Below are 16,694 nucleotides of genomic sequence, written 5' to 3' on the forward strand. Positions count from 1 at the left end.
ACTGTTGAACAAGCGATCATGTGAGGATCTGCTTGATATCAGTACTGATATCGCTGATCAACTGACGGGCACTGTCGTCTCTTTGCTGAACCAAGATGATAAACAGCAAATCGGTGATCACGTTTTGCGCGGTGCGTGAAGCAATGGATGAGCTGCGATGTTCCGTTTCATTGGCAATCGTATCAAACGTAATATCGGCAATACCGCGCAAGCGGCTTCTCCCAGGAGCAGATAACGCAATCACCTTCGCGCCCTGCTCTTTTGCCGCTTCTGCCGCGACGAGAATTTCTTTGCGCTCACCCGAAAACGAGATTGCGATCTGAACATCTTCTGGAGAGAGCGTGCGGGCAACAGCAATCTGCACGTGGCTGTCTTGTTCAGAAAGCGCCGTAATACCAAGTTTAAGCAGTTTAAAGCTTAAATCCTTCGCGGTCAGTGCAGAGCCCCCAATCCCGACCACTTGCACTCGACGCGCTTCACTCAACCATTTCACCGCTTGGTGACACGCTTCATAAGACAGCGCATTGGTGGTTTGAAACATAGCATCTGTTTTTGCTCTCACCAGCTTTTGTGAAATAACCGCGATGGGATCGTCTGCCAAAATATCACTGTGCAGCGGTGTCGACTGCATCGCATGCTTACGGCCAATCTCTTCGTTCAGAGCTAACTTAAACTCGCTGTAGCCTTTAAAGCCGATACGCTGAGTAAATTTCACAATGCTCGATTGACTCACTTTTACTTGCGCCGCAAGTTCTTGGCTAGTGAGCAGCGCGGCCTTTTCTGCGTTTTCAACAATCCAATCGCCGACCAAACGACCACTTTGCGAAAGCTGAGTACGCCTCGCGACTATCTTATTGACAACTGACACAACAAAAACCTCAAAAAATTTAAATAAATTATTCCAAAACAAAAATAATTGGAGTTTGATTTAACTACATGATTATTCTAACCAAGCCAGTTTATACCGGATGTAATGGACGTATATTTTCTCTCATTATTCCAAATTTCGCCTACACAAAGAATAACCTCAAGTGTGATTTTTATCACCAAAACAGAATATTTTATTCCATAGAATCGCCCTCAGATTGAACATTACGAAGAGTGTAAAACATGAAAATTGATTTAAGCCGATTGGTGACAGAAAGCCGTAATCCAGCCAGTGCAGAGATTGATACGCTTTCGACCATCGAGATGCTGCAAGTCATTAATGAAGAGGATCAAAAAGTCGCGCTCGCGGTCAAAGCGGTACTACCACAAATTGCAAAGACGGTTGATGCAATTACCCAAGCGTTCGCCAATGGTGGCCGTTTGGTTTACATGGGAGCTGGCACATCAGGCCGCTTAGGCATTCTTGATGCGAGCGAGTGTCCTCCTACCTACGGCACGCACCCAGATATGGTGATTGGCTTAATTGCTGGTGGACACCAAGCGATTTTGAAAGCGGTAGAAAACGCAGAAGACGACGTGAAAATGGGTCAAGACGACTTAAAAGCGCTTCACCTCACCAAGCATGACGTGGTTGTAGGCATAGCTGCAAGTGGCCGTACACCTTATGTGCTAGGTGGTTTGGAGTACGCTAAATACATCGGAGCCACGACCGCATCTATCGCCTGTAATCCAGAATGTGCCATGGCAAAAGCGGCCGACATCGCGATTCTGCCGATAGTTGGCGCAGAGGTTGTCACTGGGTCTTCTCGTATGAAAGCCGGCACCGCACAAAAACTGGTGCTAAACATGCTCACGACAGGCGCAATGATTCGTAGCGGTAAGGTGTTTGGTAACTTAATGGTGGATGTAGAAGCCACTAACGCCAAGCTCATCCAACGCCAAACCAACATTGTTGTCGAAGCAACCGGCGCATCAAAAGAAGAAGCAGAGCGAGCATTAACTGCATGCGATCGCCACTGCAAAACCGCCATCTTAATGATTTTGGCCGATTTGGATGCCAAACAAGCCAAATCACGCCTCGCCGCGCACAACGGTTTTATTCGCGCAGCACTAAATAATAACTAAATAATCCGAGTTCTGAAGGATAGACCCTATGGCAAAAATAACTTCAAACACAGTATCGCAGTTGCTGTCCGCAGTGGGTGGCAGTAGCAACGTAAGCAAATGTGGTAACTGTATGACGCGTTTGCGTTTATCGCTCGCCAACAATGGTTTGGCTGATCAGTCAGTTATCAAGCAGATTCCCGGCGTAATGGGTGTGGTGGAAAGCGATGAGCAATTTCAGATCATTCTCGGTCCCGGAAAAGCTCAACAAGCGGCTGAGATGATGAATCAATTGATCGACAGCTTAACTTCTGGTGATAGTGAAGAAGCAGATATGCCGCAACAAGATCTTTCTGCCGTCGCGGCCGAGCAGAAAAAACAGATGAAGAGCAAGCAAACCAGTGCGGTTCAGCGTTTTTTAAGCAAGTTTGCTACCATCTTTACGCCGTTGATCCCTGGCTTTATTGCCGCTGGTTTGTTGCTAGGTTTTGCGACGTTATTGGAACAGATGTTTGTTCTCGACCAGACACCAAGCCAGTTTATGTTGGATTTGATCGCCTACATGAAAGTCTTTGGTAAGGGTCTGTTTGCTTTCCTAAGTATTCTGATTGGTTACAACGCGCAGCAAGCGTTTGGCGGCTCTGGTGTTAATGGTGCCATTCTCGCCTCTTTGTTTGTGCTGGGTTACAACCCAGAGGCGACATCCGGCATTTATTCTGGCATGAACGAGTTTTTCGGCTTTGCGATTGATCCGCGCGGCAACATTATCGGCGTACTTTTGGCGGCGATCATCGGTGCGCAAGTCGAGCGTAAGGTTCGTCAATACATGCCTGATGATCTGGACATGATCTTAACGTCCGTTATTACTCTATTGATCATGGGTGCGGTAACCTTCTTGATCATCATGCCGATCGGCGGCGAGCTGTTTAAAGGGATGTCTTGGTTGTTCCTCAACTTGAACGATAACCCATTAGGCGCTGCAATCTTGGCAGGTTTGTTCTTAATTTCTGTGGTATTTGGCATCCACCAGGGTTTTGTTCCAGTGTATTTTGCATTGATGGAAGCACAGGGTTTTAACTCGCTGTTTCCTATCTTGGCGATGGCTGGTGGCGGTCAGGTTGGCGCGTCAATGGCGCTGTATTTCAAAGCCAAAAAAGGCGCTCTACTGCGCACTCAAGTTAAAGGCGCTATTATTCCTGGCCTTCTAGGTATTGGCGAACCATTGATTTACGGCGTGACATTACCACGCGTAAAACCATTCGTTACCGCTTGTATTGGTGGTGCTGCGGGCGGCTTCTTTATCGGCTTAGTTTCTTACCTTGGCTTGCCAGTTGGTCTTAATACGGTGTTTGGCCCGTCCGGTATCGTGGCGATTCCTCTCATGACATCAGAAAATGGCATCTTCCCGGGCATGATGGTGTTTGTTGCTGGCCTGCTTATCTCTTACATCGTTGGCTTCCTCGCGACTTACTTCTTTGGCAGCAAAGACGTCGATTTAAGCTAAATCATTCTTCCCCTATAGGAATGGACTAGCTCGCGCCCTTGGCAAACAAGGGCGCACCCTCTCTCTACTTCACGACAATTTTTCTTATTCCGTTACTCGGAAGGGGCTTTGTCGTACCTAAAACAATAGAAATGAAAGGTCGTTAATCATGAAAAAGCACATTTTGACTCTACTTATCCCAACATTGATGGCATCAAACGCAATGGCAGCGCAGCTGTATCAAGCGGAAGATGGGTCAGTTTTAAATATTTACTCTCGTCTTGGTTTCAATGTCACCAGTAAAAATGATGAGCACGGCGATGCAAATGGCGAGTTTGATGGCCGTATTGGTTTAAACGGTTCACAAACCATCAACGAGTACGCGTCGATCATCGGCCAAGCGCAATACCAAGTGGGTGCCGCTGAATACGCAAACCAAGTAAACGACAAACCGTCTCTGACCGCACGTTATGTATGGGCGGGTATTGATGCGAAAGATTATGGTCGCATTACTGGTGGTCGCGTGGCATCTGGATTGATTATGTTTACCGACATTGGTGATGTGTTCGCCTCTTCCGATGTTTCTATGGCGCGCCAAGCGAATAAAGTCGACAAAACCGCGACGCAAGTTTTCCGTCAAGATGGCACGCTGCAATATCAAAACAGCCTAGGTAATTTCGACTTTTCTGTCGCGTACATTTTAGGAAACAACACTTCTGAGCTCGACTACGGTTACAACGCTGCACTGCGTTATACGCTAGACATGGGGAATTTGGGTACCTTGGCGCCAGTGGTGGCGATGCAGAAAAATAAAGGTGATGCACGTGAAAGCAACGACACCGATTACACATTCTGGGGCGCAGGTACGCGTTACTACCTAGGTGATTTGATGTTGGGTGCGTTGTACTCGGAAGATGAACTTGAGGGCTATTACTCACAAACTAGTACCGACAAAGTGATGGAACTGACGGCGGTTTACAGTGTAAATGACAAATGGGCACTGCGTGCTGGTTATCGTTCTTTAGAAAACAGTGATGGTGACGAGCTAGAGCTGAAAGATACAACGCTAGAAGTGCAATACAAACTGACGCCTCGTTCTTCTATCTACACAAACTACGTTGATCGTAACGGTTCGCGTGGCTACAGCAATGGACAAGAAGTCTCGTTTGGCGGTGCGCACGCAGACGAAAGCTACTACCACTTAGGTCTGCGTTACGAGCTGTAAGCACGATACTTAATGTAAGTTAGCTGAATCCATGAGCTTCTTCTGTGTCCGATCAGTAGTTATTGCCTTTAATGCTGATTTGAAGAAGCTCACCCTCGTAATATGTTTTCTTCGTTACCTGTTTTAACCAACACGCCTGCATCAGGAAGGCTGGTGACAGTAGCTAACAATTTTCCATCAACAAAGTGCAATGCCGCATAATCTTGAATGCCATAACAAGTGATGCTCGGTTGAGAACGAGCAAAGGCTTGGAAAACCTCGAACTTCTCACCTACATGAGAAAAATGCGCCACAGCCAAACCGTCAATTAATCCGAGACAACGCATAACTTGGTATGCTTCGGGATCACTGTCTGTCACCGCAAACTCAAACCAACAAATTGAACCAGCGCTCATGCCACAAATGATGATGCCTTGTTCATAGCACTGCTTGAGTATTCTATCGATTCCCCATTCGCGCCAAATGGCCAACATCGAACGCGTATTACCGCCACCGACGTAAATGATATCTTGTTCAAATAGCGTTTCTTTCCAACCAGCATCAAACTTAAACAGCGGAAAATGGGTTGCGTTCTCACTAAGCTTCGCATCGTAAAAACGTTCAATCACTTCATCGGCGTCTCCCGTGGCTGTCGGTAGAAAACAAATGTTTGGATTCTCCTTACCAGACAAAGACAAAATGTATTGATCGAGCGGACTCGGATTCTCTCCCATCATCCAGCCACCACCACCAATCGCAATACAGTGTTTTCGCATTCCTTTGCTTCCTCTATTGTTACTAAGTTTGCTGTCGCAATTCGCCGACAGAATATATGTTCCTAAAGTGATCAATGAACGCTCGCGTTCTTCTTGGTAAGTGCTCACGTTTTGGGTAAAGCAGATAAAGCGGCAAAATCGCATCCGTTTGCCAATCTGGCAGCAAACTCACGAGTTGTTCTTTTTGTGCAAGTTCGAGTTTAGCCAATGCAAATTCATCTAACATGGCTACACCACAGCCAGCCAAAGTAGCATCCAACATGGACTGGACAAGATTAAAACTCAGCGTACTTTCTAACTCAATGCTGTACTGCTGCTGAGTTTGCTTATGCGTAAACATCCATTTATCTAACACCAAGTCACGACTTTTATAAAGGATGTGCTTCAAGTCGCAAAGCTCCTCTGGCGTACTTACATTTGGTTTATCAGCTAAATAAGAGCGATGAGCGATCGGTTTACAGTGTAAAGTGCGTAGCTGATGGCCGACGTATCCCTCTGGAGGAGTATCGGTAAAGTAGAATGCGATATCAAACCCAGCCTCAATCAAGTCGAGAGGTGTCTCTGTGAAGATCACTTCGACGCTCACTTGTGGATGTTGCAATCGAAACTCTATCAATGTTTGGCTGAGTAACGCGGCTCCGAAAGAAGCAGACGCCGCTATTCTCAATTTTCCCGATACGATCTCGTTTGCCATGACTTGCTCATTGATCTGCTCAGCGCCTTCGAGCAGTTGCTTTACCTGCTGATAAAACCGCAAACCATCGTAGGTCAAATTAAACTGGCGCGTAGTTCGCTGAATAAGCTGCACCGACAATATCTCTTCAAGCTGTTTAAGTTGCCGACTTACATGCGCATTCGAACAATTCAGTCGCTTTGCTGCGCCAGCAATACTTCGCTCCTCGCACAAAGCAACATAAAGTGGTACGTAGCTGAGCCATTTTATTTCCATACAGTAATTCTGAATCTCTAAAATCAAACTACTGGAAATAATAGAAAGCCTCTAAACTCTGTACAACCTAAATTTGAAAGGATGAGTTATGAGTGTTTTCGACACGTGGTTAAAAGGTCAAGTCATTAAAGATCACATCACAAATCCCAATATCATCGTTGGCGATTACAGCTATTACTCGGGCTTCTATCATCAAAAAAGCTTCGAAGAGCAAGCGGTACGCTACTTGTTGGGTGACCCCGTCACACTTCAAGAATGGCAAAGTAGAGAACCCGATAGTATCGACAAATTAATCATTGGCAAGTTTTGTTCCATCGCTTCTGGAGCCACCTTCATGATGGCAGGAAATCAAGGTCATCGCATTGACTGGATTTCGACCTTCCCCTTCTCTCCTGAAGAATTTGGAGAAGGCGTGCAAGACGGTTTCGAGCGTGCCGGAGACACGGTGGTGAGGAACGATGTTTGGATTGGCAGCGAGGCGATGATCATGCCCGGAGTAAACATCGGCGATGGAGCCGTCATCGGAGCACGCACCGTAGTGACGAAAGACGTCCAACCTTATTCGGTGGTGGTTGGAAACAACCAAGTCGTACGTCAACGATTCGGCGATAAAGAGATTGAAACTCTACTCAATATCCAATGGTGGAACTGGCCAATAGAACACATTAAACAAGCAATGAAAGTAATGTGTAGCAGCCAAGTCGGTGCGCTTGCGGACTACTATCAAGAGCACATTGTCGATTTGTATTGTAGATAAACAAAAGCCCATACATCTTGTTGCGACGTGTGGGCTCAGTGAGTAAGAAAGCTTAAACCGCAGCGACGTCCTCTTCTTCCAAGTTCGCCGAGACTTTAATTTCGTATTGATTGAAACGGAACGAACAACCGCCATGAGTGCGCTTTGTCGTTACTTGTTCGTCGCCAAACTGCACCGTCACGCGAGTGAAGACACGCTCTTTGGCTTCGACAATATTTTCTTCTAACGCGACTTCAAAGTCATGTTCCGTTTGTTCTAGCTTTTGCTTTATCGCTTCAAGCTGCTCGTTGTTTTGTGTTTTCATCACATCAATCTGAGCTTGTTCTTCGTCGGTACGTTCGGCTTTAGGACGTTTCTTAAATTCGAGCTCTTTACGAATCACATCCATCGTTCCTTCTTGAGCGCGTTTGTATTGATCTTTGAGCTCAGCTAATCGCTCCTTAAATGCAGAATAGCGCGCGAACGCTTCTACCTTAGTGACGGTGTCGCCTTCTACGCCCAATTGTAAGCACACAACTTTGTCACCGACTTTTGCATCTCCGCCGCTGAGCGTACCGTTCCTACCGTTCTCATCCAGCACCGTCAGATTGCGCCCACAAACAATATCGTTATTCATGCTGTGCACCGCCAACTCAATATCTTCGCCAGCTTGCAAATCACAATATTGGGCGTAGCTGGCACGAATCGAACCTTTGGCTTTGACGTGACAACTCTTTGGCTGGCCATCACTCACTGTGTGGCCAATGATCCCTTTACCAACTTGAATGTCGTCTTGCGCTTGTACGTCAGCCGATTCAATGAAGCCGCCTACAGTAATAGAGCCCGTCGCTTTAACAATCATTCCGGATTCAATGTTGCCACCGATAATCACATTCCCTTTGAATTTCACGTGACCTGTATTCACGCCAACGCTATTGAGACAGAGTGCGTTATCAACTTCAATGGTTTTGTCTTTAATCAGAGGCGTACCGGATACCGATGCAATCAATAGGTTTGGGTCGTGCTTGCTTATCTCGGTGCCCTTGCCTGGCTTCATTGGGCTGTCTTTTCCAGCTTGTGGAGGAATCACTCGCCCTTGAACAGTAAAACCTGGCGTACCTTTGGTCGCAGGCGTGCGACGCATCACCTCATCGCCTACGTCAACCGCGATAGTTTCACCGAGGTTACGTAAATCAATTTTGTCGCTAGCAGATTGGCCGTCTTTGGGTTTGAGGATGCGTTTGGTGATGTCTTTAACAAGAGGAGTAAAAAGAGCGTCTTTGCCTTTGATAGGTTGCTTACCAACCGCTACAGGTTGAGAAAAAGTTTCGCCAGGTTTGAGCTGAGTGCTGACAACCAACACTTTCTTCAAAGCCAGTTTGTTGATGCCTTTCGAAACTCGCGCTTGAGCAAGAGCTTGAACAATCTCGGGGCCACGTAAACCTCGGCCTCCGTACGCACCGACAACGTTCATACTGGCGAGCATGTCATTATTCGACAATTCGACCTCAACTTGTGCGTTGCGTTTTTCTGCAATGACGATGCCTTCGTAAGCTTCGGCTTTACGTTCTTTGGCGCAGTTAATGAATCTAACAACTTCCCCCTCTACAACAAACAGCTTTTCTGCGTTCATTGCGACGAGCTGCTCGTTTAATTCATTTTGATTTAGCTCACCACCGAGGTCCACTTCTCCCGGAAGACGGGCTATCACCTTGGTCTTATCTTCAGATAACTCAAGACACAGCTTCCACATACCCTTACCACTTTGCTTCCCATCAACACTTTCAGTCTACCCAAATCCGTTTTCTGAACAAACCTCGCATTTCTTATTATAGGGCTCACGTCACTAAAGAAAGTAATCCATTAATAACGGTTAAACAGATATTAGGAGAGCATTTCGATTTAACCTAAAGCTCAATCAAAATACACACAGAAATAAAAAGGAGCTGGATTTACAGTGTAAAATCAGCTCCTTTTTATTTCATTTACAGTGTAAATTTCCCTTTATTGTTTACAGTGTAAATCGTTCCAAATGTGTCTAACTTCGTCCCTTAACTGCTGCTCAACTTGCCTTCTTCCAGGTAAACCAAATTGCTGAGCACATTCAGTCCAACTACGGTTAAGAAAAAGCTTACTGATCATCAAGTCGGAAGCGGAGTTCAAACCTAAGTTGAGTAACCACTGCTGAAGCCAAGCAGACACGGACTCATAACTGTTACCACCATCAGCATAGCATTCAATTAGTAATAACTTCGCGGGATGAAGTGGACTCATTCCCAAAGGTTGCGGTAATAGAGATCGAAAAATAGAGGCTTCCAATTTTGGATAGACGTCAGCCACATTGTTAGACAACATTTCTTCAAATAGCACCTGAGATTGGTCGACCCAAGCCGTCTGTTGGGAATCACAAGGTTTGACCATTAAGACTGAATAACAACCGCTAGCAGCATCGCGCATTGAGCCTAAGCGAATTGCACGGAAGTTTGATTGTCGCCAGAAATAGACCAACTCTTCCGTCGCACCGAAACTCGTGGATAAGTAAGCAATGTGTTTAGCCGCCATTTGCTCAAGTTTCTGCAGCATTTTTTGACCGATGCCTCTTCCTTGCAATGCCGGATTAACAGCAATTCTCATGACTCGCAGCGTCGATAGCTTCGCAATATTGGGGAATCCAAGGTGGTTTGCAATCGTAACTGGGGCTAAGTGTCCTTTAGGACGACGCTTACCAAGCTGAATTTCTTCAACCAATTCGGCGTCAAGCCCACCCTCTTCGACCGCTAATATTACCCCCACAACCGCATTATCTTGCTTAGCAAAATAGAGCTGACTGTTGTCGTCTTGCAAAAGGTGAATCAAATCATTCGGCGAGGTCTGATAATGAGCATTAACCAAAAGAGCAAAGCACTCGCGCAGCAAACTAGGCTGCGATATCAAATCGTTCTTATCGGCTTTAGAAAGGGGAATTGAGTCGACTTGGTTAAGTTGATGGTACGTTAACTCCGCATCCAACAAAAACGCGTCATAGAGCCATGATTCGAGCGCATCATTCATGCTCCAGCGGATGGGCTGTGTCATGTGCCATGTTTTCATTCCCGAACGCTGTTTCTGAAGCCAATCAACAAATTTAATCGTAAAGCCCCGGCCACAACCTTCATAACCGTGAATAGTCGTAGAAAAAACGAGTCGATGATAATGTTCGGTAATGCTTTTGAGCATAGGAACTGGAATTGCAGCCGCTTCATCGACAAGTAACAAATCACATTCAGGTCGGCTCGATAGAAGTTCGTCAGGAGCAATGAATTGAATGGCTCCCTGCCCTGATTCTAATCTGTCCTTCCTAATACGCTGCGCATTAGGAAGTAACCGCAAAGCATGTTGGTAAACAGGCTCAACAGCTTTTATAGATGGTGCCGTAATTAAGATTCTAAGTGGCTTCTGCTGTAATAAGTTCGCACACGCAATGCCGAGGGCACTTGTTTTTCCGCGCCCACGATCAGCGGTCAAAACTAACGGTCGCTTTCGATGTCCAGTTACCACCTTTTCAATTAGAGAAATGGCATGTTCTTGTTCCGTGTAGTGGCTTTCTTTTTCTGCTTGCTTGATGTCTGGAGCCGTTGGCAATGCTTTGTCTTGCTCAATAACAACGAGCTTCTCCCATTGTTTGTGCATCCATTGCTGAGCAAAATTCGTAGGTTGTCGCGGCTCAGTAATGATAATAAGAAGGCCACCGCCAACCAATGAGCCAAGCGCGGCGGTAAAGCTATTTGCGTCAAAACCATTTCGAGCATCAAACAATAGAACGTCACACTCTCTGCCTAACAACATGTGCCCTTGTTTAGGCGAAACACTGTATGCGTTTTCCAAACCAAAATCGCCGACACAAAACCAACGTTGATACATCTGTGTTTTATGGAACTCTGACACCAATGCATCTTGCCAAGAAGACTCGCCTTGAATGACGATGCCGAATCTTTGGAAAGATTGGTGAGCTTGTTGTTGAAGTGATGAAAGGAAATCAGATTGTGTCTGCATTTTGTCTATCCAACGTTGAACTGACGCAATGGTATCACATCTTTAATTTGACGCTTCTCAGATATAAAAAAACCGCCCGGAGGCGGTTGATTCAATCATCTTTTGTTATTGCAGCTTGTTTTGCACAAAGGCAAGAATCTCTTCCATCAAGCTGTCGTCAACTTTCTTCAAGTTCAACGCCAGACTGCTACCTTTTCGGCTGTAGCTTGCTCGACCTTTTACTAAGTCGACTTTTTCGGTCTTCTTGCCAGGTTTTGCTGGTGCAAGCTCAGCAATCCAGTTTTCGATGCTTTCCGTTACTTCTTTTGTCAGACGAGCAACGCCTTGAGCTGTGCTTCGCTGCCATAAAAAGCCTTCGCTAGAGCGACACTTATTTAACAGCTCTTGCTGCTGCTCTGGCGTTAACGTTGAAAACTGTTTGTGCAGTTTCACGATAGTTGGACGACCAAGATCGCCGACATTGGGATACGCTTGAAGCAGTTCTAACGGTAATGCCGCCGCTTTTAAAGCGCCACTTACTAACGCTTCACTGCACTGGAACATTTTCGCCAATGCTTTCTGATCTTCAGCTTCACCACTATCTAGTTTAGCCTGCATCTCTTTACCTTTTTCGTACAAAGAGAGCGGCTTGTGAGCATTTGCCACATCAGATAAAAACTTAGCATGGTCAGTATTGATGTTGTCAGCAACATAAACCAAAAAATCTTGCTCCGCGAGGATACAAGACATGCGACGACGGCTACCATCTAAAACTTCAATCTTGCCATCTTTAGTTCTACGACCCACCGCTGGATATTGTTGGCCACGCTCTTTGAGTGTGACTAAAACATCAGATAAAGCATGTTCGTTTAAGAACGATTGCTCACGAGCGTTATCAACAAACACCGTTGTTTCTGTCGCGACTTTCTCTGCAGGAATACGAACAAGTTCAAACTGAACAATGTTTTCACCTGCGACAGCTAGCTCAATCGTTTGAGCTTTTTCTTTTGCCGCGGTTTGCGCCTCTTGTGGAGTCACAACACGACGTTTATTCGTTTTGCCAAATAATTTCGCGTTTAATTCAGACGTTTTCAAAGCCATTTACTTATTACCCCTGATTCAATGACGGCCAATTAGAATGCAGCACACGCTCTAATTCCAGTGCGCTTTTATGAACAGCATCTTGTGCGGTGGCTAGCGTCTTCTTACCGCCTTCAAAATCGCTTACTGTCAGATCAAATACTGTGCTGTAGGTATCGGCACAGGTTTCAAACGCACGGCTACGAGGGATAGTAGCCATCATAACTTGGTCACCTAGAAGATAGTTCATTTCAGTTAAAACAGAAACTTGCTTCTTATTGTCGTCCTCAAACATGGTTGGCATCAAGCGAACAAACTCAAGACCATTCCAGTCTTCCGGAAACATTTCATATACCGTAGGCAAATGCTGGAAGAAGTTTACTGTTGAAGCCCAGTCCAGACGCTTAGCCGCACAAGGGATTAACAACGCATTTGATGCATACATCGCATTCCATACTAGTGGGTCAACGTGTGGGCCGGTATCAATCATGATGATATCGAAGTCATCAGCAATTTTATCAATCAGTTGCTCTTTTAGCAGACGAACGATATCAAGTGATGGATCTTCAGATAGCGTTTGCCATGCTTCAGCATTAAACATTGCATCTTCTGGAAACGCTGAAATCGACTTTAAGTTCGGGTATTGCGTTGGCAACAATACGTTTTTACGCAAAAATTCACTGTCAATTTCTACACCATCAGGCACGTTACCCAACATAATGTCTACAGCAGAATAGATATTGTCATGCTCTGCCATGCTGATTTGTGGGTTGAGGAATAAACGTAGCGAGCCTTGTGGGTCTAAGTCGATTAAACAAATACGGTAGCGTTTATCCAAATTTAGCGCTAAACATGCCGCTAAATGAACCGCGGTCATTGATTTACCAGTACCGCCCTTTTGGTTCTGCACATTAATAATCCAAGGTTTGTTACCTGAATTCTTTTTACGCTCATGAAATTTAGGCACTTCAGCCGCATCCATAAGCATATGTGCTTCTTCTAACGTAATTGAATAATGATTCGCGTTGTTTTTGGTAAATTGATGCCCAGCGGCTTCCATTTTACCAATCGCGTCATCGAGCTTACGGCGAGTTAAACCTGAACGGGTTTCCATCATCGCCTTAGACATTGGTGGGAAGTAGTTATCGCTTCGCTCTTCTAAAACAATTTCAATACGGTCAGCTTGAACCTGCTGAGTCAGCTCCGCCAACTCAAGAAGGTTTTCAATCGTTTTTTCTCTTTTCATGCCAAATTCCGTTGGAAGGATTTATGCTTGCAATTGTACAGCAGTAAAGACCAAAAACAACAAAAAGGTGCACGAACATTTTGAATAACCATCACATAAAAAAACACTCAAATCGACGCTTTTATGATTTATGGTAAAAAACATAACTATTTTTAATTAAATAATCTTCGAATAAATGGACACCTTAAACTTAAAAATAAAAGTGTTACAGCGTCACTCATTTACAATGTAAATCAATTTTCTACCGGAACGATTATATTCTTAAGCTAAATTACGGATTATGTTAGGCCAACCTAATTTAAACAAAAAATAGAAAGCAATCTTTCAACATGAACGCTAATAACAACCTTGATCATGTATCCGAGCCAAAAAGGGCTGTTCAAGTGATGCTCCTATGGAAGTATGATCAAGGTATGCTTATGATCATGCTTCCATGATAAAACACAAATACGAAAGCATGATCATGGAAAAATAGAGTAGACGAGGGTGTAAACACGCGGATTAAATAAGATCCATCAATCGGAAATATGATCAAGCTATAGAATCTCTCGGAAGCATGAGTTTTTGTCTCTAATTTACGGTTGAATGCAGTCAGAATGGGGGATGGAGAAGAAATTAGTGGATAGAGAAGCCGGAACAATGAAATTGTTCAAGTGACTATGATAAATCTTACTCTCATGATCATGCTTCCTAAGAATAGTCCGAAACTAGGTTTTACTGCGGAATAAGAGCTACTTGGATGCATTTTCATCACATGAGTAATTTATCATCAATATTGTCTCCAGAACGATAGCTATCTCAGCTCTTGATCATCGATCCGAGTATCAATAACATCGACAATGCTCAATAAAATTCTCATTAAGATCATTATTAAACACAGCATCTGTGGATAACCTGTAAAAACATCATGATCATCGTTTCAAGACTCTTTTGATCATCTTTTCATAAACTTAATGATCATGCTTACGAGCAAATGTGATCATGCTTTCAGGCTATTGTTGATCATAGTTTCAGAATTAACATGATCATAGTTCCGACATGCATGAAAATAATCACTTTATAGAACATGCACTTAGCGGAAAAACGATAGCCAGATCATTAGATCATATAATCAATTAAGATCAGATTAATCAAAAAGATCAGTTATTTAAAAAACAATCTTTTTTCTTTATTTATGATCTGTTTTTCTTTATTCTTCGGAACCATAGCACAACTACGGCTAGTGTGATCTGGATCTAAAATGACGGCTGATGAAAAAATTCTGATTAAAGCACCTAGAAGCCATAAGGATGGCCATCTTTTTGAGGTACATGAATCCTCTGCAGATTGGGTAGAGCAGTACCAACATTTCAAAGGGGTGACCAAAAGCATCTTAGAGTTGCTTAATCTGATCTCATTGCGAGGTTTCAGCAGCAAAGATGGATTGGTTTCAACCACAGAGATTGTGGAAGCAACGGACGGACAACTCACTCGTGCAGCTCTGCAACAACGCTTACGTGCAGCAGTAAACATTGGTTTGTTTACTCAAACTCCAGTGCGGTTTGAAGAAGGACTTGCTGGTAAGACGATGTTACATAAGTTTGTTAATCCTAATCAGCTTATTTCAGTGTTGGGTGCAACAAGTCTTGTTACAGACAAAGTACGCCAAAACGAAAAGCAAAAACGTTCAAAAGCATTGGCTCAAACCCAAGTGAACAAGCGTTTGTTGAATGAACATGGGTTGAATACCCCTCCAACGATGAAAGATGAAGCCGATCAATTTGTCGTATCTCCAACGAATTGGGCTGGGATCATTGACCAAGCACTTGCACCACCAAGAACTCGAAAAAGTTATCAGAAATCCATGGTGTCGATCTCTGGTACCAAAGCGGTTATTGAAACGCGATCATCCAAAAATATCATGACTGTGGATGATCTGATGACCTTGTTTGCTCTGTTCACGTTGACCGTGCAATACCATGATCATCACAAAGATCAGTATCAACTCGACGCAGCACACGTGCCGAACAAGACGCCGTTATACATTACTGATATTTTGTCGCTTCGAGGCAAAAAAGACAGTGGTCCAGCACGTGATTCTATTCGCGACAGCATTGATCGTATTGAGTTTACCGATTTCCAGCTGCATGAACTTACTGGTCGTTGGCTAAGTGAAAACATGCCAGAAGGATTCAAAAGTGATCGTTTTCGTTTTCTTGCTCGAACCATCACTGCGTCTGAAGAAGCGCCTGTAGAGGGAAGCGATGGTGAAATTCGTATCAAGCCAAACTTGTACATTTTGGTTTGGGAGCCTTCGTTTTATGAAGAACTATTAACGCGTGATTATTTCTTCTTGTTCCCACCAGAGATCTTGAAGCAACATACTTTGGTATTCCAACTGTATTCTTTCTTCCGTAGCCGCATGGTGCGTCGTCATACTGACTGCATGCTGCTGAGTGAATTAAACCAGAAGCTGGCACGCAACATCGAATGGCGACGATTCTCGATGGATTTGATCCGAGAGCTGAAGCGTTTATCGGATGGTAAGGGAACGGATGAGCTGTTTGTGGTGAATTTGTGGGGTTATCACCTGACGATCGAAACTATGATCGAGAATGACAAAGTGATGGACTACCAGATCGATATTAAATGCGATGTGGAAGAAGTCTTACGTTATTCACGTGCGCGAACAACCAACGCAGGAAAGCGTAACATGGCGCCTACGCTGCCAAATCCACTTCGTAATGAGATGGTTACCCGACAACAGCTTGAAGAGCTCTCAGGCATCATAGACGGCGAATTTGAGCCTATCCAACGCAAAGCGCCATCTCCAAGAGGGAATTTAGGCCGCCGCGTGAAGCAAAGAAAACACCTGGTAGAGATCAATGCAGACGAGATCACCATTACTTTATCTAAATATACCTCACCAGAGGCTCTAGAACGCAGTATAACGGCTTTATCTGCGATGACAGGGCACTCATATGCCTCAATCAAAGAAGAGTGCTCTGATTACATAGAGAAGCTTGATTGGCTAAGGGTAGGGGATGAGCCAATTCCTTATGAGACATTAAGCAAAACCGTCGAGCTGTTTAACACCCAAAATGATGTTAAGCATCTTACCATTGAGCGCTTGATTGCTGGATTAGCGGTACGTCGGAAGGTGTGCCGTCAAATCTTCGATGGCCACATGGATGAAATGGTATTCCGCGCTCTGGATGAAATGGCGATTTAAAAGCGT

12 protein-coding genes are annotated in these 16,694 nt (G+C 44.6%); 5 read left to right on the forward strand and 7 right to left on the reverse strand.

The features are described from left to right. Positions 1-16: 16 nt before the first annotated feature. Positions 17-868: an SIS domain-containing protein gene (locus MSG33_RS07475; protein WP_248380431.1), complete on the reverse strand. Its 852-nt coding sequence runs from the start codon at positions 866-868 to the stop codon at positions 17-19. 242 nt (positions 869-1,110) lie between these two features. On the opposite strand from MSG33_RS07475, the gene murQ reads away from it, so the two are divergent. From murQ to MSG33_RS07490, 3 genes are all read left to right on the forward strand, one after another. Beyond that, on the forward strand, positions 1,111-2,013 hold the full coding sequence (gene murQ / locus MSG33_RS07480) for an N-acetylmuramic acid 6-phosphate etherase (protein WP_248380432.1): 903 nt from the start codon (positions 1,111-1,113) through the stop codon (positions 2,011-2,013). A 28-nt stretch (positions 2,014-2,041) separates the two neighbouring features. Further along, on the forward strand, positions 2,042-3,496 hold the full coding sequence (gene murP, locus MSG33_RS07485) for a PTS N-acetylmuramic acid transporter subunit IIBC (RefSeq protein WP_104970362.1): 1,455 nt from the start codon (positions 2,042-2,044) through the stop codon (positions 3,494-3,496). Positions 3,497-3,644: 148 nt separating this feature from the next. Beyond that, positions 3,645-4,700 (forward strand): porin, encoded by a 1,056-nt coding sequence (locus tag MSG33_RS07490; RefSeq protein WP_025589113.1) that lies wholly within the window; start codon positions 3,645-3,647, stop codon positions 4,698-4,700. Between the two features lie 89 nt (positions 4,701-4,789). Here the strand turns inward: MSG33_RS07490 and MSG33_RS07495 are convergent, their stop codons facing one another. Further along, positions 4,790-5,455 (reverse strand): peptidase E, encoded by a 666-nt coding sequence (locus tag MSG33_RS07495; RefSeq protein WP_248380433.1) that lies wholly within the window; start codon positions 5,453-5,455, stop codon positions 4,790-4,792. Between the two features lie 22 nt (positions 5,456-5,477). Continuing rightward, positions 5,478-6,404, reverse strand: coding sequence for a LysR family transcriptional regulator (locus MSG33_RS07500; RefSeq protein ID WP_248380434.1), 927 nt, complete (start codon positions 6,402-6,404; stop codon positions 5,478-5,480). A gap of 88 nt (positions 6,405-6,492) precedes the next feature. Here MSG33_RS07500 and catC point away from each other — a divergent pair, with 88 nt between their 5' ends. Further along, complete coding sequence (gene catC, locus MSG33_RS07505; RefSeq protein WP_248380435.1) at positions 6,493-7,161, forward strand: CatB-related O-acetyltransferase; 669 nt, start codon at positions 6,493-6,495, stop codon at positions 7,159-7,161. Between the two features lie 52 nt (positions 7,162-7,213). On the opposite strand, the gene MSG33_RS07510 is transcribed toward catC, so the two are convergent. From MSG33_RS07510 to MSG33_RS07525, 4 genes are all read right to left on the reverse strand, one after another. After that, positions 7,214-8,893 (reverse strand): FapA family protein, encoded by a 1,680-nt coding sequence (locus MSG33_RS07510; RefSeq protein ID WP_193447584.1) that lies wholly within the window; start codon positions 8,891-8,893, stop codon positions 7,214-7,216. 251 nt (positions 8,894-9,144) lie between these two features. After that, complete coding sequence (locus tag MSG33_RS07515; protein ID WP_248380437.1) at positions 9,145-11,172, reverse strand: GNAT family N-acetyltransferase; 2,028 nt, start codon at positions 11,170-11,172, stop codon at positions 9,145-9,147. A 105-nt stretch (positions 11,173-11,277) separates the two neighbouring features. Next, positions 11,278-12,252 (reverse strand): ParB/RepB/Spo0J family partition protein, encoded by a 975-nt coding sequence (locus MSG33_RS07520; protein WP_109169318.1) that lies wholly within the window; start codon positions 12,250-12,252, stop codon positions 11,278-11,280. 7 nt (positions 12,253-12,259) lie between these two features. Next, positions 12,260-13,477, reverse strand: coding sequence for an AAA family ATPase (locus tag MSG33_RS07525; protein ID WP_005374503.1), 1,218 nt, complete (start codon positions 13,475-13,477; stop codon positions 12,260-12,262). A gap of 1,240 nt (positions 13,478-14,717) precedes the next feature. Between MSG33_RS07525 and MSG33_RS07530 the strand changes: the two genes are divergently transcribed. Beyond that, positions 14,718-16,688, forward strand: a complete 1,971-nt coding sequence (locus MSG33_RS07530) for a replication initiator protein RctB domain-containing protein (protein WP_104972136.1) — start codon at positions 14,718-14,720, stop codon at positions 16,686-16,688. Positions 16,689-16,694: the final 6 nt, after the last annotated feature.

It is taken from the genome of Vibrio sp. 1CM7H (assembly GCF_023161645.1).
GTDB classification, from domain to species: Bacteria; Pseudomonadota; Gammaproteobacteria; order Enterobacterales; family Vibrionaceae; genus Vibrio; species Vibrio diabolicus.

Coding starts and splice junctions, on each gene's coding strand:
- MSG33_RS07490 (WP_025589113.1), top strand. CDS start 3,645: ATGAAAAAGCACATTTTGACTCTACTTATCCCAACATTGATGGCATCA.
- MSG33_RS07500 (WP_248380434.1), bottom strand. CDS start 6,404: ATGGAAATAAAATGGCTCAGCTACGTACCACTTTATGTTGCTTTGTGC.
- MSG33_RS07510 (WP_193447584.1), bottom strand. CDS start 8,893: ATGTGGAAGCTGTGTCTTGAGTTATCTGAAGATAAGACCAAGGTGATA.
- murQ (WP_248380432.1), top strand. CDS start 1,111: ATGAAAATTGATTTAAGCCGATTGGTGACAGAAAGCCGTAATCCAGCC.
- MSG33_RS07495 (WP_248380433.1), bottom strand. CDS start 5,455: ATGCGAAAACACTGTATTGCGATTGGTGGTGGTGGCTGGATGATGGGA.
- MSG33_RS07515 (WP_248380437.1), bottom strand. CDS start 11,172: ATGCAGACACAATCTGATTTCCTTTCATCACTTCAACAACAAGCTCAC.
- MSG33_RS07525 (WP_005374503.1), bottom strand. CDS start 13,477: ATGAAAAGAGAAAAAACGATTGAAAACCTTCTTGAGTTGGCGGAGCTG.
- catC (WP_248380435.1), top strand. CDS start 6,493: ATGAGTGTTTTCGACACGTGGTTAAAAGGTCAAGTCATTAAAGATCAC.
- MSG33_RS07530 (WP_104972136.1), top strand. CDS start 14,718: ATGACGGCTGATGAAAAAATTCTGATTAAAGCACCTAGAAGCCATAAG.
- MSG33_RS07520 (WP_109169318.1), bottom strand. CDS start 12,252: ATGGCTTTGAAAACGTCTGAATTAAACGCGAAATTATTTGGCAAAACG.
- murP (WP_104970362.1), top strand. CDS start 2,042: ATGGCAAAAATAACTTCAAACACAGTATCGCAGTTGCTGTCCGCAGTG.